General features: G+C 43.3%; 16 protein-coding genes and 1 tRNA gene. 12 read left to right on the top strand and 5 right to left on the bottom strand.

The window, feature by feature from the left end; genetic code table 11:
- Positions 1-180 precede the first annotated feature (180 nt).
- The gene (gene metH, locus JMX91_RS07550; protein ID WP_201548353.1) at positions 181-3,984 is read right to left on the bottom strand and encodes a methionine synthase; all 3,804 of its coding nucleotides are present in this window, start codon (positions 3,982-3,984) and stop codon (positions 181-183) included.
- A gap of 572 nt (positions 3,985-4,556) precedes the next feature.
- On the opposite strand from metH, the gene JMX91_RS07545 reads away from it, so the two are divergent.
- A complete protein-coding gene (locus JMX91_RS07545) occupies positions 4,557-5,111 on the top strand; it encodes a fasciclin domain-containing protein (protein WP_201548352.1) in 555 nt (184 codons plus the stop codon).
- A 422-nt stretch (positions 5,112-5,533) separates the two neighbouring features.
- Positions 5,534-6,139, top strand: coding sequence for a fasciclin domain-containing protein (locus JMX91_RS07540; protein WP_057758535.1), 606 nt, complete (start codon positions 5,534-5,536; stop codon positions 6,137-6,139).
- 405 nt (positions 6,140-6,544) lie between these two features.
- Here the strand turns inward: JMX91_RS07540 and JMX91_RS07535 are convergent, their stop codons facing one another.
- A complete protein-coding gene (locus JMX91_RS07535) occupies positions 6,545-8,092 on the bottom strand; it encodes an alanine/glycine:cation symporter family protein (protein WP_201548351.1) in 1,548 nt (515 codons plus the stop codon).
- 956 nt (positions 8,093-9,048) lie between these two features.
- Between JMX91_RS07535 and JMX91_RS07530 the strand changes: the two genes are divergently transcribed.
- From JMX91_RS07530 to JMX91_RS07515, 4 genes are all read left to right on the top strand, one after another.
- Positions 9,049-9,681, top strand: a complete 633-nt coding sequence (locus JMX91_RS07530) for a LemA family protein (RefSeq protein ID WP_101204949.1) — start codon at positions 9,049-9,051, stop codon at positions 9,679-9,681.
- 123 nt (positions 9,682-9,804) lie between these two features.
- Positions 9,805-10,989, top strand: a complete 1,185-nt coding sequence (locus JMX91_RS07525) for a TPM domain-containing protein (RefSeq protein WP_201548349.1) — start codon at positions 9,805-9,807, stop codon at positions 10,987-10,989.
- Positions 10,990-11,060: 71 nt separating this feature from the next.
- Entirely contained in the window at positions 11,061-11,585 is a 525-nt protein-coding gene (locus JMX91_RS07520; RefSeq protein WP_102078696.1) for a TPM domain-containing protein, read from the top strand.
- A 204-nt stretch (positions 11,586-11,789) separates the two neighbouring features.
- Positions 11,790-12,788 carry an adenosine deaminase gene (locus JMX91_RS07515; protein WP_201548347.1) on the top strand — a complete coding sequence of 333 codons (999 nt, stop codon included), beginning with the start codon at positions 11,790-11,792 and terminating at the stop codon, positions 12,786-12,788.
- A 102-nt stretch (positions 12,789-12,890) separates the two neighbouring features.
- On the opposite strand, the gene JMX91_RS07510 is transcribed toward JMX91_RS07515, so the two are convergent.
- Positions 12,891-13,691, bottom strand: coding sequence for an SIR2 family NAD-dependent protein deacylase (locus JMX91_RS07510; protein WP_201548345.1), 801 nt, complete (start codon positions 13,689-13,691; stop codon positions 12,891-12,893).
- Between the two features lie 35 nt (positions 13,692-13,726).
- Here JMX91_RS07510 and JMX91_RS07505 point away from each other — a divergent pair, with 35 nt between their 5' ends.
- A complete protein-coding gene (locus JMX91_RS07505) occupies positions 13,727-14,089 on the top strand; it encodes a hypothetical protein (RefSeq protein ID WP_201548343.1) in 363 nt (120 codons plus the stop codon).
- 134 nt (positions 14,090-14,223) lie between these two features.
- On the opposite strand, the gene JMX91_RS07500 is transcribed toward JMX91_RS07505, so the two are convergent.
- Positions 14,224-14,300, bottom strand: a tRNA-Arg gene (locus JMX91_RS07500).
- 352 nt (positions 14,301-14,652) lie between these two features.
- Between JMX91_RS07500 and JMX91_RS07495 the strand changes: the two genes are divergently transcribed.
- The 4 genes from JMX91_RS07495 (at position 14,653) to queF (ending at position 18,357) form a co-directional block, all read left to right on the top strand.
- Positions 14,653-15,309 carry a c-type cytochrome gene (locus JMX91_RS07495; RefSeq protein ID WP_201548342.1) on the top strand — a complete coding sequence of 219 codons (657 nt, stop codon included), beginning with the start codon at positions 14,653-14,655 and terminating at the stop codon, positions 15,307-15,309.
- 317 nt (positions 15,310-15,626) lie between these two features.
- Complete coding sequence (locus tag JMX91_RS07490) at positions 15,627-16,589, top strand: ABC transporter ATP-binding protein (RefSeq protein WP_201548340.1); 963 nt, start codon at positions 15,627-15,629, stop codon at positions 16,587-16,589.
- A 29-nt stretch (positions 16,590-16,618) separates the two neighbouring features.
- The gene (locus JMX91_RS07485; RefSeq protein ID WP_057762348.1) at positions 16,619-17,392 is read left to right on the top strand and encodes an ABC transporter permease; all 774 of its coding nucleotides are present in this window, start codon (positions 16,619-16,621) and stop codon (positions 17,390-17,392) included.
- 65 nt (positions 17,393-17,457) lie between these two features.
- Positions 17,458-18,357, top strand: coding sequence for an NADPH-dependent 7-cyano-7-deazaguanine reductase QueF (gene queF, locus JMX91_RS07480; protein WP_201548339.1), 900 nt, complete (start codon positions 17,458-17,460; stop codon positions 18,355-18,357).
- Positions 18,358-18,481: 124 nt separating this feature from the next.
- Here queF and JMX91_RS07475 read toward each other — a convergent pair whose 3' ends face one another.
- Positions 18,482-20,200 carry a proline--tRNA ligase gene (locus tag JMX91_RS07475; RefSeq protein ID WP_201548338.1) on the bottom strand — a complete coding sequence of 573 codons (1,719 nt, stop codon included), beginning with the start codon at positions 20,198-20,200 and terminating at the stop codon, positions 18,482-18,484.
- A gap of 593 nt (positions 20,201-20,793) precedes the next feature.
- On the opposite strand from JMX91_RS07475, the gene JMX91_RS07470 reads away from it, so the two are divergent.
- Positions 20,794-21,534, top strand: coding sequence for a DUF4230 domain-containing protein (locus JMX91_RS07470; protein ID WP_227679324.1), 741 nt, complete (start codon positions 20,794-20,796; stop codon positions 21,532-21,534).
- Positions 21,535-21,537: the final 3 nt, after the last annotated feature.

Below are 21,537 nucleotides of genomic sequence, written 5' to 3'. Positions count from 1 at the left end.
TACCAAAAGAGAGCCTTTTGGATGATGCCTAGAAAACAAAAAGTGATAGCGCCATTGTTAGACGGTGTTAGATGAGATGCGGCGAAAGTTACGACAATAAAAACAATAAAAAAACGGCGTACTAACTTTTAATTAGTACGCTGAATGTAGTCAATAATATCTCGCTAAACCATTAATAATCTACAAATTCGGATTTAACCACTTCTCAGCCGTCTTTATATCCCAGTCTTTCCGCTTAGCATAATCCTCTAACTGATCTCGGCCGATTTTACCGACGTTAAAGTACTCACTGTCAGGATGCGAATAATAAAAGCCACTGACCGACGATGCTGGCCACATTGCATAGCTTTCGGTGAGCGTCGTACCGATAGCGCTGGTCGTACCGAGCCAATCAAACAATTTGCCTTTTTCGGTATGCTCAGGGCAAGCCGGATAGCCAGGCGCTGGGCGGATACCGACGTATTTTTCTTTAATCATCTCATCATTGGTAAGTGATTCGGTTGGTTGGTAGCCCCAGTACTCTTTACGTATTAGCTCATGTAAATGTTCGGCAAATGCTTCAGCTAAGCGGTCAGACAGCGCCTGTACCATAATGGCATTATAGTCATCGCCTGCTGCTTTGTATTGCTCAGCCAGTGCTTCTGTACCGACGATAGAAACAGTAAAGCCGCCCAAGTGATCAGTGTGGGTGTCTGATGGTGAGATAAAGTCTGCCAAGCTAAAGTTAGGCTTGCCGCTTGCCTTGTCGCTTTGCTGACGTAAGTGCTCAAACTGGTAGGTCGGTTTACCACCATTTTGTGGGTCATTGTCATATACAGTGACGGTATCTGCGCCAGTACGGCGCGCTGGCATCAGTTTAAACACACCTTTCGCTACGATTGATTTTTCATCAATCATCTTTTGTAGTAGCTCTTCTGCATTTTCAAACAAATCGCGAGCCGCTTCACCAACCACATCATCTTGCAATATTTTCGGGTATTTACCGGTCAGACCCCAAGAGATAAAGAACGGTGTCCAGTCAATATAAGGCAGCAAATTGCTGATCGGATAGTCATCCAATATCACTTGTCCTAGCTTATTTGGCACTGGTGGCACATAGTTTTTCCAATCATACTGAAAGCCAATCTTGACTGATTCGGCATAGGTGACTTTGGCAGCTTTTGGTTGACGCTTAGCCAGACGCTCACGCACTTTGACATACTCTTCGCGTGTCTCATCGATGAGCGCTTGACGGTGTTCTTTTGATAGTAATTTGGTCACCACACCGACTGAGCGCGAAGCATCCGATACATAGATGACGCCATCGTTTTGATATTGCGGCTCGACCTTGACGGCAGTATGCGCTTTCGACGTCGTTGCACCGCCGATCATCAATGGTAGTGTCATGCCGCGCTCTTGCATTTGCTTGGCGACATAGACCATCTCATCGAGACTTGGGGTAATCAGACCAGACAGACCGATGATATCGACTTTTTCTGCGATGGCAGTATCGAGGATTTTTTCACAAGGTACCATCACGCCCAAATCGACGATATCATAGCCGTTACAGCCAAGCACCACGCCGACGATGTTTTTGCCGATATCATGCACGTCGCCTTTGACGGTTGCCATTAGGATTTTACCTTTGACTTCGCCTTCGACTTTTTCCGCTTCGATATATGGGTTTAGCCATGCGACGGACTGCTTCATCACGCGAGCAGATTTCACGACTTGCGGGAGGAACATTTTACCAGCACCGAATAGATCACCGACGATATTCATACCGTCCATGAGTGGCCCTTCGATGACTTCTAGCGGTTTAGGGTACTTCTCCCATGCTTCTTTGGTATCCGCTTCGATAAAGGTCGTCACGCCTTTGACTAGTGCGTGGGCGATGCGTTCTTCTACCGTGCCTTCGCGCCAGCTCATATCGACAGTACTGTCTTTTTTCTTGCCGCCATCTTGGTAGTTTTCAGCGACGGTCATTAGACGTTCAGTGGCATCTTGACCAGTTTCACCTTGATTGCGGTTGAGCATGACGTCTTCGATAGCGTCACGGGCTTCCTTTGGAATATCATCGTACAGCTCAAGCATGGCTGGGTTGACGATACCCATGGTCAGACCGTTTTTGATCGCGTGGTATAAGAATACGGAGTTGATCGCTTCACGGATTGGGTTACCACGGAAACTAAACGACACGTTGGACACCCCACCTGAGACCATGGCATTTGGTAGATTTTCCGTAATCCAACGTGTGGCATTAATAAAGTCAGCGCCGTAGTTATTATGCTCGGTGATACCCGTGGCAACCGCGAAAATATTTGGATCAAAAATAATATCTTCTGATGGGAAGCCCACTTCGTTGACCAGTACGTCATAGCTGCGTTTAGATATTTCAATCTTACGTTCGTAAGTGTCAGCCTGTCCGTCTTCATCAAATGCCATGACGATAATCGCGGCACCATAACGCATGCATAATTTGGCACGTTCAACGAACTCAGCGTGACCTTCTTTTAATGAAATGGAGTTGACGACAGATTTGCCCTGCGTACGCTTTAGGCCTTCTTCGATAATGTCCCATTTGGACGAGTCAATCATTAGTGGTACACGGCTGATATCTGGTTCCCCTGAGACCAAATTGACGAAGTGAATCATCGCCTGCTTGGAGTCGAGCATGCCTTCGTCCATATTGATATCAACGATTTGCGCGCCACCTTCGACCTGATCGCGAGCGACATCGAGCGCTTCGGTATAGGCTTCGGTTTTAATCAAGCGCAAGAATTTTTTTGAGCCTGTAACGTTGGTACGTTCACCGACATTGACAAACAGACTATCAGAGTTGATGGTGAATGGCTCTAGACCTGATAGCCGGCAGGCAGGCGCTATCTCAGGAATGACACGCGGCGGATAATTCGCCACTACTTTAGCGATTTGACGGATATGCTCAGGCGTCGTACCACAGCAGCCGCCGACAATATTTAAGATGCCTGCTTTGGCAAAACCTTCAAGTAAGGCAGCCGTTTCTTCAGCAGTTTCGTCATACTCACCAAACTCATTGGGCAGACCAGCGTTTGGATGCGCAGAGACAAAGGTATCAGCGATATTCGATAGCGTTTGGATGTGTGGACGTAGCGCATCAGCACCAAGCGCACAGTTAAATCCAACGGATAGAGGCTTTGCATGGCGGATAGAGTTATAAAACGCCTCAGCTGTTTGACCAGATAGCGTGCGACCTGACGCATCGGTAATCGTACCCGAAATCATGATTGGCAACTCAAAGCCAATATCGTCAAATACACCAGTGATCGCAAATATCGCCGCTTTGGCATTTAGCGTATCAAAAATCGTTTCAATCAAAATAATATCGACGCCGCCTTCTATCAGGCACAAAGTCGCTTCACGGTAGTTGAGTACCAACTCATCAAAGGTAATATTACGAAATGCAGGATCATTGACATCAGGCGATAGTGAGCACGTGCGTGAAGTCGGGCCAACAACACCCGCAACGAAGCGCGGCTTCTCAGGCGTTTTTGCGGTAAATTCATCCGCCGCTGCTCTAGCAATCTTGGCTGCTGTCCTATTTAGTTCTGGCACTAGGTACTGCATGTCATAGTCAGCCATCGACAGACGCGTACCGTTAAAGGTATTGGTCTCGATGATATCAGCACCCGCTAGCAGATGATCGTGATGAATGTCTTTAATCATGTGCGGCTGAGTCAGTACCAGTAGATCGTTGTTGCCGCGTACATCTTGGTCGATATCAGCAAAACGCTCACCACGATAATCTGCTTCTTCTAACTTATAGGTCTGAATCTGCGTACCCATCGCACCGTCTAACATCAAAATGCGTGATGCCATCTGCTCAGTAATACGGGCACGAGCGGTTAGTTGCTGCTCTTTAAACGGAAATACAGCAGGTGGTGTTAATATAAAGTCATTAGCGGACGAGGAGGTAGAGGCGGTATCGGTATGAGAATCGGTTGGTGAGGTCGTCGTTGGAATCATAGGTGTGCTGCTTATATCGTAATTATTAAAAAAAGAAGGAATAACAAACCAGTAGCGTGCAGAGTCTCACGAAGAGGACCGCAAATTTGCATTATTTTAGCATGAAAAGTTTGCTACATAGGGATACTGCATATTCCTCTTTGGCAATAGATAAATAAGAGGAGAGCTAAGTAACAAAGTAAGGTATTAGAGTCTATTTCATAAAGCAGATACGCACAAATGAATATCATTTCGCTAAGGGCTTACATAAAGCTTTTCTTTTGCAAATAAAAGCCAACGGGAACGCTCAGAAGTCAGACAGAATTTACACCCATACCACAAAAAATTGCGCAAAGGCAGGTTGATAAAGATTGCTTACATGTTAATTTAATTTCAGAAATACAAGGTCTTAGTAAGTCCTACTTATAAATATAGGCTCATTTATTAGCAATAATTGGTACCAAGAGTATCAATGTTAGCAGTACAGTATGGTGAGCAAATGACATTAGCAGGCAGGATGATCTGTAAGACAGTAATATCATAGTTGAAACAATACCAACGTCAAAGAAATTCAAATCATTAAGGAAAATGTTATGAAACTTACTAAAATTGCCACCATCGGTACATTGGCTATCTCAATCGCAGGTCTAAGTGCTTGTAATAATATGATGCCAGCAAAGACGGGCGATATGAAAGCACCAATGCACAGTCAGAATATGGCTAAAATGAATGTTGTACAAGTTGCGCAAAGCAATCCTGATTTTTCAGTATTGGTAGAAGCGGTACAAGCAGCAGGCCTAGTCGATATGTTGTCTGATCCTAATGCCAACTATACGGTATTTGCACCGACCAATGCTGCCTTTATGCAAGCATTGCAAGAAACAGGTATGACCAAAGCACAGTTATTTGCTAATAAGCCACTATTGACTAAAGTATTGGGTTATCACGTAGTGGCTGGTGATATGGCTATGTATGCCAAAGATGTGAAGCCTGGTAATGTAATGACTGCTAGCAAAGACACGCTAATGGTAACCAAAGAAGGCAAGCTGATGGATGAAAATGGTCGTACAACGAACATTGTGAAGACTGATATCGCTGCCAACAATGGTGTTGTCCATGTAATCGATAGAGTATTGTTGCCTAAATAAGTATTAACTGAGGCATACCCACTGTATTTATTATAAGACTAAGCAGCCATTGTTTGTGATGATTTCATTATCAGACAATGGCTGTTTTAGACTTTAGAGCTTTATCTATATAAGTTTCTGTTTAGGTTCAAATTTTAAAACAGACATCTAAAAGTAGTTAATCACCATCATTTTGTCTCAAATATCGCAATAACTGATATACAAGCAAACAATGCTATATACGTGATTGATACAGTGTTGCTACCTAAGTAAATACCATTTGAAAATTAAACAGTTAGACTGAGAACTATCAATATAACGGATTAAATAGTATGACTAAGTAATTGATACATTTATCAATCATTGGTCGCCATTATATTTATCGAAAGTTATTAATTTAAATAAATCCCTTAATCAATTATTTATCCAAAAAGGAATTACCTATGTTAAAGAAGAATTTGTTATCTATCGCAGTTGTAACCGCAGCCATGTCATTAGCAGCGTGTAACGACACTGAAACTGTTGCAGAGCCAACTGAACCAGAAGCGACTGAAGAGATGGCAGTTGAGCCAGTTGCTGAGACAGAAGCTGTTGAAGCAGAGCCAATGGCCGAAATGGACATGGAAGCGACTCAAACTATCGCTGAAATCGCAGCAGAAAACGAAAACTTAACTATCTTAACCGCTGCGCTACAGGCTGCTGGTCTTGATACTATGCTAATGGAAGAAACTAAGCATACTGTATTTGCACCAACTGATGATGCTTTTGCGCCAGTACTAGAAAAACTAGGCGTGACTAAAGAAGAGTTATTGGCCAATACAGATTTGCTAAAAACTGTCCTTCCTTACCATGTGTTAGCAATGGAAGTTAAAGCAGCTGATATCCCATACGGCACTGAGATTGAAACAGCGAACGGTAAAACCATTACTATCAGTGAAGACAACGTAATTACTGATGCTACTGGTAACACAGCAAATATCACTGGTACAGATATTATGGCAACCAATGGTGTGGTTCATACTATCGATGCAGTATTGATGCCTGAATAAGCTATTTATTAACGCGTAGATTTATAATTTATAAGTTAAAGAAAGCCTAGCCATCGTGCTAGGCTTTTTTACGTCTATCGATTAAGAATAGGGGAACTGTGGCTTACCTATACTGGTACGACGACTTAATTAAAATAAGGTTATAAAATATCAAAGTAAGCTCTATACAAAGGTAGGCAAAATGCAAAATGACAGTTATATGTTATTTCGAATACAGATTAATTTTGAGAATAAAAGGGCAGTTTTAAGGTATTAAATCAGTTCTTATGAACGTGGGCTTTGATGTTTTTTCGGTAAGCTATTCTGTAGTGGTGTGGAAAACTATCCAAACAAAAAAGCCCGAGAGCATGGTCTCGGGCTTTTTGTTTATTCAATAAGATTAAATAGCAATCCTATTAAATCGACTTACACTTTATCTTTACGTAATGGATCAGCGTTCATGCTTTTTTGCTGTGCTAGATGACGCTCTTCCCAATACGGTGCGTTTTTGATACCGAATTTAGCAGGGTCAAAGCTATAGCGAGTGACGCCAGCTTTGCGCTGAGCTTCATAGTCTTTGAGCATAGTAAGTGTTGGACGAGCCACGATGAAGATGACAAGAATACCAACAATGTTAAGCCAAGCCATAAGACCAACACCGATATCACCGATTGCCCAGATATAACCAGCTGAGTTTAGACCACCATAAGCAACCATCGCCATGATAAGAATTTTCACTAGGAATAGACCAGTTCTGTTCGCACTACGACCAAGGAAACGTGTTAAGTAAGCGACGTTTACTTCAGCGATGTAGTAGTAAGCCAGAATTGTTGTAAAGGCAAAGAAGAATACAGCGATTGCGATAAAGGCATTACCAAACGTACCGTATACAGATTCCATTGCCATTTGCGTGAACGCAGGAGCATTGATTTCAGTAGTAGCAGCAACGTTCTGTACGATGAACTGACCATCTGGTAGCGTACCTTGAATGTTGTACATACCAGTAGACAAGATCATGAATGCAGTAGCAGAACATACTAGCAATGTATCAACATATACTGAGAATGCCTGAACTAGACCCTGCTGTGATGGATGCTCAACTTCAGCAGCAGCAGCAGCGTGAGGACCTGTACCCTGACCAGCTTCGTTAGAGTAGATACCACGTTTCACACCCCAACCGATCGCAGCACCAAAACCTGCTTGTGCAGTGAATGCATCACCAACGATCATACCAAATACATCTGGAATCAAGCTGAAGTTGCTGAACATGATGATTAGCGCTAGGGCAATATAACCTAATGCCATGAAAGGTACTGCAAACTCAGTGAAGGTTGCAATACGCTTAATACCACCAAAGATGATGATACCTAGCACGACTAAGATGATAGCCAAGCCGACCAAACGCATAGAGCCAACTTCTAGGCCTGCAACGTTCATGATCGTACCTTCGCCCATTACCTGTGCAAATGCACTGATAACGCCGTTCGCCTGTACACCAGGTAAGAACATACCACATGATAAAATAGAAGCGATTGCGAAGAGGATACCGTACCACTTTTGACCAAGGGCACGTTCAAAGTAATAAGCTGGGCCACCGCGATATTCGCCAGTTACCACATCTTTTTCTTTGTAAATCTGAGCAAGAGTAGATTCGACATAGGCTGTAGATGCGCCTAGAAAGGCTACGATCCACATCCAGAAAACGGCACCTGGGCCACCGAAGCCGATAGCAGCAGCTACCCCAGCGATGTTACCCATACCCACACGACCGGCGAGTGAGACGGCAAGTGCCTGAAATGATGAGATACCCTGTGCACTAGATTTACCAGTGAATAGGAGTTTGATCATCTCACCGAATAGACGTACTTGTACAAAGCGCGTCATAATGGAATAGAACAGACCGGCACCCAAGCAGAGATAAATCAGCGCTGGGCTCCAGATAATTCCATTTACTAAGTTAACTAAACCTTCCATATTTATGTTCCTAGTACTGTCTCAAGGTGGCACTGTTTGCTAGGAGTAAACTAACTGGTTAACTTACTTATTTAAGTTAAGCAGTTAAAGTCTCTGCATCGACTTATTTGTTGTCTAAGTCTCATGTGCTTGGCCACCAAGAATGGACTGTAGTTGTCTGTATTTACCCGCGTATCTCGTCAGTAATACGGACTATTTGCATAGCGCTTATCACTGACAATATTAATATCAGCTGCGTTTACTATTATTCTACAACCTCAACTACTGCGGTCTTCTATCATCATGTTATACATTAGATGAGTCATAAGTTGACCGGCGGATAAAACAGGCGGTTATATAATTAAATATCCATCACCATGATGGCATTCAACTTACTATGAGCTGTCTTGAATGACTACATGACTGGTATGGCGAATTGACAGTATTTAGCGATAATTTGACAGTTAATTGATGTTTTTATTAAGAAATCAACAACTCGCTAATACTAATCAAACTATAAGTCCACTACCAAATGTATTCAAACCGTACGGCTACGTAACTGCAATTTGCCATATTTTTGTACTAATTACTAGAAATTTCTTTATAGACGGTAGATATATTCGTATTTTATTTGGCTGATACATTAGCAAGATTTAGATTATATATAAATAATTGTTTGTACTTTCATAACATTTAGTCTGATTGCGCCAGACTGCTAAATTTTTGCTCTATATCTATCATGATAAAAACGCGTTATCGTTGACACTATGCGGTTGTGTTTTGGTAACGGTCAATTGTAAAAAGCCGTATATAGCGCCATCATTAGGACAACTTCTTTTGATATCATGCTGATAGAGTGATGCGCAGATATACAATATATAGAGCGTATGACTGCCGTATGAATACCAAGAAAACTTAAAAATATTAAAAACGTGGTACTGGATATTTGTTATTTATCATTATTAGGAGAATCAACAATGACGCGTAAATCTATTATGAAGCCGATGTTGCTAGCCGCTTTATTAACAACTTCTACGGTTGGTCTAAGCGGCTGTGGTTACAACAACCTGCAAGCACAAGATGAGCAGGTCACTGCTTCATGGTCAGAAGTGGTCAACCAGTATCAGCGCCGTTCTGATTTGGTGCCAAACTTAGTCAAAGTCGTACAGCAATACGCCGAGCAAGAGCAAGAAGTCTTCACCCAAGTGGCAGAAGCTCGCTCACGTGCGGGCGGTATCACGGTGACGCCAGAAGTACTCAATGATCCAGAAGCGATGGAGCGTTATGCAGCAGCGCAAGAGCAGATGACAGGCGCATTGTCACGTTTGATGGCGGTATCTGAGCGTTATCCAGATCTAAAATCAGATGCACTGTTTCAAGATTTACAAGCGCAGTTAGAAGGTACTGAGAACCGTATTGCTGTGGCTCGTAACCGCTACATCCAAGAAGTGCAAGGATACAATACAACGGTACGTCAGTTCCCAACCAACATCACTGCAAAAGTATTTGGGATGGATACTAAGCCCAACTTTAGTGTGGCCAATGAAGAAGCGATTTCAACCGCACCAAGTGTTGATTTTGGCGACTCTGCAGAAAAGTCAGCTGAATAAAATTTAAAATGAACGTGACGACAGAGCGGCATAGGCAGCTCTGTTCATTTAGCTAATGGTTTAACAATGATTAGTTAGAGTCTATCAATTGGTAAAGATGTTATCTGAGGTGGTATAGATTAGATGAATAATTCAAAAGCAATCTTATCAGCATTACTGTTTACGTTAGGTGTCGTCAGCGTGCCTGCATTGCACGCTGCACCCAATGATACAGCGGTGGCGACAGATAGCACCTCGAATCTGCAAAACCGTAGTGTCGAAGAGTTGGTGGCCGTTGCTAAAGCAGGCGAGTCTAATGAAGCAATCAATGATGCTGTATTAAATAACGATGCTATCAATGAAGCGGTGCTCGGCAACGACGCTATCAATCAAAACGCAGATAACCAAAGCACAGCAAATGGTACAACCAATGCTCAAGCAACCGCTCAGCCACCAGTACGCTCCAGTGCCGAAGGTGTTGACGCTGACAAGTTGATACTTAATGAACCAGTCGTTGATCAGGCCAATATCTTAAATCCCCAAGAAAAGCTACGTCTAGAAGCTCAGCTTCGAAGTATTTATCAGCAGGGCTTAGCACAAGCAGCAGTGGTCATCGTACCAACTACCAATGGCGTACCAATATTTGATTATGCATTGCAAGTTGCTGAGAAGTGGGAGTTGGGTGATGAAGCTATCGATGATGGTCTGCTGATTGTCGTCGCTGTTAATGACCGTGATATGCATATCCTAACGGGTTACGGGCTAGAAGGTGTCTTACCAGATGCGGCGGTTAACCGTGTCATTCGAGAAGATATCACGCCGTTATTTAAGCAAAACAACTATGGTGCGGGGATAATCGCTGGCGTTGAAGCGCTCAAAACACGCCTAACTGCTGATCCTGAAGTCTTAGCCCGTGCTGATGCACAAGCCGCAGAACGCACTGCTCAGCAAAGCTCGGACGAGCTGCCGTCACCTATTTTCTTATTTATCATGGCGATGATTTTTGGTAGCTTTATTACGAATATATTGGGCCGAGTATTTGGTTCTATTATTACCGCTGGCGGGTTTTTTGCAGGTTCGATGGCCTTAGGTGGCGGCTTCTTTATGACGCTGATTATGGCAATATTCATCTGGATGTTTTTGATCTCACGCGGCGGTGGCGGTGGAAAAGGCGGCGGCGGTAAAGGTGGGCGCAGAGGCGGCATGATTTTCTTACCCGGTATGGGCGGCGGTAGTGGAGGCGGCTTTGGCGGTGGTGGTTTCGGAGGAGGCGGCTTTGGCGGTGGCGGCGGTGGTTTCGGCGGCGGCGGCGCAGGTGGCTCGTGGTAAGTATTCCACACACGCAAAAAAAATAAACTCTACATAACCATCGAAAACGACGTACTTGAGGAAATAATATAATGGTAGAAGACAACGCTTCAAACCCCAGTTTTGCCCGCTGGTGGCGTCAAGTTTTGTTCGTCCCTTTATTACATAGTAAGTGGCTGACAACAGAATCCAAGGCACGCCTAACAGATGCTGTGACACGAGCCGAGCGTGGGCATCGTGGTGAGGTGTTTTTAATCGTAGAAAATCATCTGCCTATCCAAGAAGCCTATCGCATGAACTGCCGTGAGCGTGCGATTGATTTGTTTAGCGAATATCGCGTCTGGGATACCGAAGAAAATACGGGCGTCTTGATCTATGTCAATATATGCGAGCGTAAATTAGAGATTGTCGCAGACCGAGGTATCAGCGCTCACGTTAGTCCAACAGTATGGAATGCAATGTGTGAAAAGGCGGTATCTGGTATCGCTACTCAAAAGACAGAAGAGAGCTTGGCTGAACTGCTGGATGAAGTGGGGCAGGTATTACGTCAGTATTATCATTTAGAGCATGATCCAGAAGGTAATGAGCTGTCCGATACAGTGGTATTTTTAAAGTAGTTTGCGCCTTATACGGTTGTATTAAGAAGGCTACTTTTATAAGTAGCTTATCTATACGGTCAAAGGGTTTTGTTTTAGGCGGTATGCTTTTAGTGTTAAAATGATTTTTCTGAGACAGATAACGCCTTATATATGCATGGTCTGATTATTCTACTATGCAACATTTACCAGGGCTCGTCTCGATAACACCATTATTGGAATACTATGATTGAATTAATAAAGAAACTACCGAAAGCGGAACTTCATCTACATATTGAAGGTTCGCTAGAGCCTGAGCTGATGTTTAGATTGGCCAAGAAGAACAATGTAGAGATACCTTATAAAGATATCGAAGATGTACGCAGTGCCTATAACTTCACCAACCTACAGACCTTTTTAGATATCTACTATGCGGGTGCAAACGTCCTGCTCACCAAAGATGATTTTTATGATTTGACGTGGGAATATATTCTTAGATGTGTTGAAGACAATGTCATTCACACAGAGATATTCTTTGATCCGCAGACGCATACCGAACGCGGCGTGCCTTTTGAAGCGGTCATCACAGGTATCAAAGAAGCGCTTGCAGATGCCAAAGCAAAATACGGTATTACATCATGCATCATCATGTGTTTCTTGCGTCATTTATCGCAAGAAGAAGCGTTTGAGACATTAGAGCAAGCGCTGGACTATAAAGACGATATTATCGGTGTTGGTCTGGATTCATCAGAATTGGGCAACCCACCATCGAAGTTCAAAGAAGTCTTCCAAAAAGCCAAAGAAGAAGGCTTCAAGTTGGTCGCTCATGCAGGCGAAGAAGCAGACTTTTCGTACATCTACGAAGCATTAGATTTATTGAATATCAATAGAATCGATCATGGTGTGCAGTCTATAAAAAGCCCAGAGTTGATGCAAAGACTCAAAGATGAGCAAATGCCACTGACCGTTTGCCCGAACTCAAATATCGAGCTAAAAGTCTTTGAGACTTATAAAGAGCACAATATCAAAGAGCTTTTAGACTATGGTCTGAATATTAGCGTTAACTCAGACGACCCTGCGTATTTCAAAGGGTATGTGAATCAAAACTTTATCAATCTATATGAGAATTTACCGATTACGGAAGACGATGTTATTACATTAGTAAAGAACTCTTTTAAATCGGCATTTATCAGTGATGAGTTAAAAGAAGCTTACTTAGCGAGAGTTGATCTTGCATTGAAATAACTTTAATGAGTTTATTATTAGTAGAAAAGGCTTGACGATTTATACAAATCGTCAAGCCTTTTTTATTGTCTATCATTTAATAATATCTATAAATAGTAGCGTTTATAAAGTAGTAATCTCTGCTATAAGCAGTGGCAGTACTACTCCAGCCTTTTCTGCTAATGTGATATCGACGATAGTATTTGGCGTTGGATCGGGGTTTATTTCAATAACTTGCGCACCGTTTTGTTTGGCTAATTGTGCCAATCCAGCAGCAGGATAAACCAAGCTTGATGTACCGATACTGATAAATACTTCGCAATTAGCCGAAGCTTCTTCGGCAGTCTGCCATGCTTGTACAGGTAGAGCTTCACCAAACCAAACAATATCAGGTCTGATGTAACCGTCGCAATGCGAACAGCTAAGCAGTGTTTCGTCAAAGCTCATGGTGCCTTGATTATCGTACGATGCTCTCGATTGATCTTGATAGGGTATTTCACACTGAGCACAGCGGTTGCGCCACAGATGACCATGCAGGTGAGTCACCGCGCTACCAGCTTGCTCGTGCAAATCATCGACATTTTGGGTGATGAGTGTCACCTGCTGATCGGAGGTTTGCGCATGATACTGCCACTGAGCCAATGCATGATGGGCAGGATTTGGTGCTTTGTCTGCGACCATTTGCCGACGCCACTGATACCATGACCATACTAGCTTTGGATCACGAGTGAATGCTTCAGGAGTTGCCAGGTCTTTGACTCCGTAGTTCTCCCACAGCCCTGTTTGCTTATCCCGAAACGTTGGGATGCCACTTTCTGCTGAAATGCCAGCCCCAGTCAAAATGCAAATACGCTGTTTCGATGCCAGTAGTTGTGCTGCAAGTTTTACTTCTGCTATTAACGCTGGTGATAATTCTGCTAACATGAGCCAACCCTTGCTAATAATGGATATTTTTACTTATGATAGACGGAATTTGGTGGCTTGTCATATTGTTCGCTGTCATCGCAGTTTTATGGTTCGTAGCAAAATCGCGCGGTGCAAAAGTAGGCGAAAAGCATAGCGGCATAAAATCAAAAAATGCAACACCGAATGATGCGCTGCAAAAAACATCAGCGATATTAAAGCAGCATTTTGCTGATTATCGAGTCACAAGTAAGGCAAATCATTTGCTCGTTAGCAAACAAGATAAAAAAATTGCAATGATTACGATTGATAAAAAGATTGCTGAGGGTCAGCGCCGTTTGGGTGATGTGCCAGTGATTAATTATCACCGTATACCTAGCCGTGCTCAGCTAACAGCTAACTTACAAGATGCAGAGTAAGTTATATATATGAGAGCATTGGAAGTATACAAGCACAGAAAAACCGCAAACATTTTGATATGTAGGTTTGATTAGTATAGGAAGTTTAAGATAGTACTAAGGAAAGGGTAGAGCGAAATTGTAAACAGTATGATTGGTGCGCTCGGCGGGAATCGAACCCACGACCCTCGGCTTCGGAGACCGATACTCTATCCAACTGAGCTACGAGCGCATATGATAACGATATGTCTGACTATCACGCTTAGATGCGCATGATAATTAGCATAAGGTGTCTAGAAATAAAGACCGCTTAGTCTAACAAATAAAAAGCACAAAGCCAATAAATGACAGTCGCGATTGAGGTTTTTTAAGAAAAAACAGCCAAGTCATTAAACAAGCATGGCAATTTACCTGCCTTTTCCCTTATAATGTTGGGGAGAATTCATATTTATAATCACCGATTGCAAGTGCGCTGGCACGCGGGATGGCTGTCTGCTATTGAAGACTTAGAGGTCGTCAAAGAAGGACAGACAGAATGTCCGAGCCGTGCTAGTCCTTGTATACGTAATAAGAGAACGTGACGAATGAGAAAAGTAGTTATGTTATCGGCAGCTGCCATTCTAGGAATCGCTAGTATCGCGGTGAGCCAAGCTGAAGATGTTGTAGACACTCCTGTAACTGCGTCAGACGTAGCAGAAGGCCAAGAGGTCGTAGAAGCTGCTCCTGAAACGCTAGGTGACGATACCCAAGCTGCTGCAGATACGACAGATGGTGCTGCGTCGACTGACGAAGCCGCTCCAGCAGAAGGCGAAGAAACTGCCGCTGCAGCGCCTGCCGCTGATGAAGAGCCAATTCCACAAGATACGCCGCAAGTACAGAAGCTAATTGCTTTGTATCCTAATCTGATTGCGCGTATCCAGCCTGTTGCCAATATCTGTTTTGAAGACGGTGAAGCTTGTGATGTAACGGCACGCTCATCTGGCCCAGCTGCTGGCGATGGTCCTCGTGACGGTAAAACGGTATATAACGCCGTATGCCATACTTGTCATACAGCAGGCTTGCTAGGCTCTCCTATCTTTGGTGATGCTGGCGCTTGGGGTCCACGTATCGCAAAAGGTAAAGATACGCTATATACCCATGCTATCAATGGTTTCAATGCGATGCCTGCCAAAGGTGGCGCGGATATTCCTGATGAAGAAGTTCAAAATGCTGTAGATTATATGGTTGCAGAAGCAAGCTAATCTTTGTTGATTACCTTCCAAGCTTTTACGATAGTTATCTATAAAGCGCCTATTTCAGTGATGAGATAGGCGCTTTTTCATGATGAGTATTATTAATATGGTACTTCGAATATAAGGCAGTTGAAATTCGCCATGAGTAGCCTCATTTTATGAGGTTAGTTCGTTTATTACCGTACATTGTCACCTTTAGATAGTAGAGTGTGTTGAACATTCTTATACGGCTTCTACCTATATGATAATGATAGTCGAATGTTCAACACGGCCTATTATTCTAAAATCGCATTTTATATAAATTGATAACAAATAAAGAGGTCTTCATGTCTGATGCACCAGCACTCTCCATAAAAAACCTATCCAAGACCTATGACAATGGGTTTTCGGCATTAAAGGGGGTTGATTTAACGGTACCACAAGGTGGTTTCTTTGCGTTACTCGGGCCAAATGGCGCAGGCAAATCTACCATGATTGGTATTATCAGCTCATTGTTTAAGCCAACCACTGGTAGCGTCCATATTTTCGGTACAGATCTATTAGAGAACCCTTCGATTGCCAAGCAATACCTTGGTGTTGTACCGCAAGAATTTAACTTTAATATGTTCGAAAAAGTCGAAGATATCCTCATTACACAAGCGGGTTATTTTGGTATTCCGGCAAAAGAAGCCAAACCACGCGCAAAGAGACTGTTAACAGCGCTGGGATTATGGGATAAACGCGACAGCAAATCACGTGAGCTATCTGGTGGTATGAAACGCCGTTTGATGATTGCCCGTGCATTAATTCATAAACCAAAGCTATTGATTCTAGATGAGCCAACGGCGGGTGTTGATATCGAGCTTCGTCGCTCGATGTGGGAATTTATGCAGCAGATTAATATCGAAGAGAACACCACTATTATTCTGACGACTCATTATCTCGAAGAAGCTGAGCAATTGTGTAAACGCATTGCGATCTTGGATCACGGCGAGATTCGAATCAATACAGAAATGAAAGAGCTGCTGGCGCAGTTATCCGTAGAGACGTTTGTATTTGATTTGGATACACCGCTCACTGAGCAGTTGGCTCTGACAGGAGTTACAGGGGTCTCGCAACCAGATGAGCAAACGCTAGAAGTGACCTTGACAGAAGGTGAGTCACTAAACGGTGTCTTTGATCAGTTGTCTGAAAAAGGTATCAGTGTGGCAAGTATGCGCAATAAAGCCAACCGACTAGAAGAGTTATTTATGCGCTTGGTAGACAAAAATATTGAAAGTGCAGATAGCATGAAGGAGGCGGGATTATGAGTCAGGAACTAATCGATCATAATAAAACCATGTCATTGAGTAAGAAGTGGATTGCGTTTCGTACTATTTGGTTCAAAGAAGTGCGCCGTATTTTACGTATCTGGCCGCAGACGTTGTTACCGCCAGTTATCACGATGAGTTTGTATTTTGTCATCTTTGGTAAGATGATTGGCTCGCGCGTGGGTGAGATGGGCGGCGTGCCATACATGCAGTTTATCGTGCCTGGTTTGATCATGATGTCGATCATTACCAACAGTTACTCTAACGTGGTCTCAAGCTTTTTTAGTGCTAAGTTCACGTCTAGTATCGAAGAGCTTTTGGTCTCGCCTGTATCTAAGCATGCTATTTTGATGGGTTATATCAGTGGTGGTATCTTCCGTGGACTGGCTATCGGTGTGATTGTCTCGATAGTGGCGCTGTTCTTTACCGATCTTGGTATCGAGCATTTATTTGTAACTGTATTTACGGTACTTGGCACGTCTATCTTGTTTTCATTAGGCGGTTTTATCAATGCGGTATTTGCACGCTCATTCGATGATATCTCTATTATCCCAAGCTTTGTACTGACCCCGTTGACCTATCTTGGCGGTGTGTTCTATTCGATGGAGAATTTATCGCCATTTTGGCAAAATATCTCGCTACTGAACCCTATCGTCTATATGGTCAACTCATTCCGTTACGGTATTCTTGGTTACTCTGATGTCAATGTTTGGTATTCAATGGCGGCTATTTTTGTATTCTGTGCGATATTTTATACCATCGCTTATCGCTTGCTAAGTAATGGTTCACGTGTACGTTTGTAGTGTGTATTATTCGCTAAACATATTATTTAGAGAAAATTTTAAACGGTTTAATATTAGGAAGACAGATGAGTATTCACGGTATCTTGGGTGAGCAAACCACAGACTATCCAACTGAGTATAGCCCAGAGACGCTATATCCGATTGCGCGCAGCATGGGACGTGATGCGATTGGTTGGCAAGACGATAAACTAACCGTCGGTATCGATTGGTGGCAGGCCTTTGAGATATCTTGGTTAAACCCGCAAGGTATCTCGCAAGTAGCGATTGCGCGCTTTAGTATTCCTGCTAGCTCACCGTTTATCGTAGAATCAAAGTCGCTCAAGCTATACTTGAATAGCATTAACTTTACCGAGTTTGCTAGTTGGAAAGACGTACAAGCGTTGATTGCGAAAGACTTGTCAGCTTGTTTGCAAACAGACGTACAGGTAGCGTTATTTGGTCTAAACGATGATATAAATGATGATTTAAATGGTAACGAAACAGAATTGTTGATTGCTCAGCCTGAGGGTGTTTGTATTGATGAAGCACTAGCAGGCAACACGGACAAAGTTGCGTTGACTGAACATCCTGATGCGTCATTGCTATGTGCTAGCGAAGAAGTAGAGGCGTGTAGTGAAAGCGTGGCAAGTGATGGTTCACAGCCGTATACCTTTTATTCCAATCTACTGCGTAGTAATTGCCCAGTGACCAATCAACCTGATTGGGGTACGTTGGCCGTATCAATTACTACTGATAAGCCTTTTAATAATGCAAATATGCTGCGTTATATATTGAGCTTCCGTCAGCACAATGGTTTTCATGAGCAGTGTGTTGAGCAGATATTTGCTGATTTGAGCCAATACTATCAGCCAAGTGAGCTAATGGTACGGGCGTGGTACACGCGCCGCGGTGGTATCGATATCAATCCATGCCGTGTTAGTGATATCAGTCTATTGCCTAAGCCAAGCCGTTTAATCCGCCAGTAAGTTCTTGCTAAAAATACGATGTTAATAAAAATACAATGTTAAATAGTTTTTAAGCCAATAAAAAAAGCGCCTATCTCACGTGATGAGATAGGCGCTTTTTGTTATATAGTCTTTAATTACAAGACTATTTACCGCTTACTTTTGCCATGACTTCTTCACGGCTCAGCATCTGCTTTTCGGCTTCACGGCGATTGACGTACTCGTACTTGTCTTCCGCCAAGTTGCGATCAGAGACGACGATACGATGCGGAATACCAATCAACTCAAGATCAGCAAACTTAACGCCTGGGCGCTCATTACGATCGTCCAGTAGTACGTTGATGCCATGAGCTTTCAACTCTTCATACAGTGCGGTTGCCGTCTGCATGACCGTCTCTTCTTTAGACTTCATCGGGATGATAGCGACTTCAAAAGGAGCGATTGAATCATCAACCGTTGGCGTTTTTGGCCACATGATGCCGTTTTCATCATTGTTCTGCTCAATAGCAGCGGCAATGATACGGCTAACACCAATACCATAACAGCCCATCATCAAGGTAACAGGTTTGCCATCTTCACCAGAAACCGTACAGTTCATCGCTTGTGAGTATTTATCACCCAACTGGAAGATATGACCGACTTCGATACCACGTTTGATTTTTAGGCTGCCTTTACCATCAGGAGACGGGTCGCCTTCTTGTACATTGCGCACATCAACGATGCGAGTAATGCGAGTATCACGTGCCCAGTTCATACCGATAGTATGTTTGTTCACTTCGTTGGCACCGCAAACGAAATCTGAAAGTGCAGCTGCCGAACGATCAACGAATACAGGCATATCTAAATTAACACCGATATAACCTTTGTGTAGGCCTGCCGCTTTTAGCTCTTCGTCAGATGCTAACGTCAATGGTACGTTGGCTTCTTCAATTTTCTCAGCTTTGATAGTATTGAGCTGATGATCGCCGCGCAATACGATAGCAATCAGCTGCGGCTCATCATTCTCAGTATGACCATGAACGATCAAGGTTTTAACCGTCGTTTCTAACGGGATGTCCAAGTGTTCAGCAACCATTTTACAGCTGGTCATGCCTTCAGTTAGAACGTCTTCACGCTCCATTTTTGGTGGTTGACGCTCAGCGGTGCTGACAGATTCTGCTAGCTCTACATTGGCTGCATAGTCAGATGAGTCCGAAAACGCAATATCGTCTTCGCCGCTATCTGCCAATACATGGAACTCATGTGAGGCAAAACCACCGATAGAGCCGGTATCTGCTTGTACCGCACGGAAATCTAAGCCCAAGCGGGTAAAGATGCGTGTATAAGCATCATACATGTCATGGTAAGTTTTGGCCAATGAGGCTTGATCCACATGGAAAGAGTAAGCATCTTTCATGGTGAATTCACGAGCACGCATCACACCGAAGCGTGGACGAATCTCATCACGGAATTTACCTTGAATCTGAAAGAAAGTAATCGGTAGTTGTTTATAACTACGCAGCTCACCTTGTGCTAGATTGGTGATGACTTCTTCGTGTGTTGGACCAAGTACAAAGTCGCGATCATGACGGTCTTTGAAGCGCAATAGCTCAGGACCATAATCATCAAAACGTCCGGTCGTCTGCCAAAGCTCAGCAGGCTGAGTCATCGGCATAAGCACTTCTTGTGCGCCGACGTTTTGCATCTCTTCACGAACAATGCGTTCGACCTTTTGCAAAACGCGCAGACCCATAGGCAACCAAATATACAATCCAGAAGCAATCTTGCGGATAAGACCAGCACGCACCATCAATTGGCTTGAGGCGATGTCGGCGTCACTTGGGGTTTCTTTTAGTGTGGCAAATAAAAATTGACTGGCTTTCATAAATAAAGCGTAACCTTATCAACGATAAAAAAATAAGAAATAGTAGGATGTTGAGCGTATGGCTAATCGTTTCATTGCCGCCGCAAGCTTACCTTTATCACTTAGCAATAATCTAGGGTATTTCCTAGTTACCAACCTGCTTATATACAAAGCACATCAGTAAAAACCACTCTCATAAAAGAGAGGCAAATTTGATTTGATGTATCAATATGCCAAAAATGCAATATATTCAGATCAAAACCCTGATAAATGCTTTAAGACTGACATTTTATTCATACAATCTGACTATGTTAGGTAAAGTTCGCCTAAGACGCAATGACTTTTTGTCTTTTCAGACCGAACGTGACGTAAAGGCTTCAATAAGGGGTAAATAATTGAGCTATTCGTATGATTTTATAGCGAAAGCACTGATTACTTGAGAGACAGTTTATTAACATGATTGCGTAGAGGTTTATGCATAAAGTTATGTAGAGGAATGGTAGCCATTACTTGAAGTTACTGCACAATAGTCGCATTTATAGACTAAGCATCTGTTCCGTTTTTACAACGCTCTTAGCCTTACCAAACGATGCAACATTATAAAGGTAGCTTCTATGGATAATCCTGATATGAATAACGCTAATGCCACTCAAAAGCCTGCGAAACGTCCTATTGCGACAATGTCGTGGGTGATATTACTCATCGGTCTAGCAGCGATTGTTTTTGCTATTTATAGTGCGCAAAACAAACCAGAAGAAGCGCCGATAGAAACTATTACTCGCGAAGGCGTGGTTACGCAAATTCAGCAGTTAAACCGCTTACATACCGTCGCATTCAGTGTCGATACAGTGATTACGAGCGAGCGACCCGGGAGCTGGATGAAACTATGGCAGGATGAGCAAAAAGCATTGTTTATCGCTCATGGTCGCGTAGAGGCAGGCATTGATCTGAGTGCGTTGACGCCTGAGATGGTACAGGTGGTGCAACCTGCTCAAGCTAATGCAGACGAAGAGCAAGTAGCTAATGCCAACTCACCAGCTGCCACTATGCCGCAAATCAATATTACTTTGCCGCCTACAGAGATATTTTCAGTATATCTGGATGATATTGAGATTTATGACTGGCAGACAGGGGCTTTTGGCATGATGCAAGTCGACCCTAAGATATTGGCACAAGCACAGACCATGGCAAAGAAAGAAGTGCTTGAACGTGCCTGCCGAGGTGATGTCATGAATATGGCACTGCAAAATGCGCAAACCCAGTTGCAGCAGCTATTTGCACTCACAGGAGCGGTAGTGACGGTTACCACTCAGGGTGCAGGTGCATGTCAATTGCCAGTCACTACCAATGGCTAGTCT

This window comes from Psychrobacter sp. Pi2-1 (assembly GCF_904846645.1).
In the GTDB taxonomy this organism is placed as follows: Bacteria; Pseudomonadota; Gammaproteobacteria; order Pseudomonadales; family Moraxellaceae; genus Psychrobacter.
This window is presented reverse-complemented; position numbering and strand designations above follow the sequence as displayed.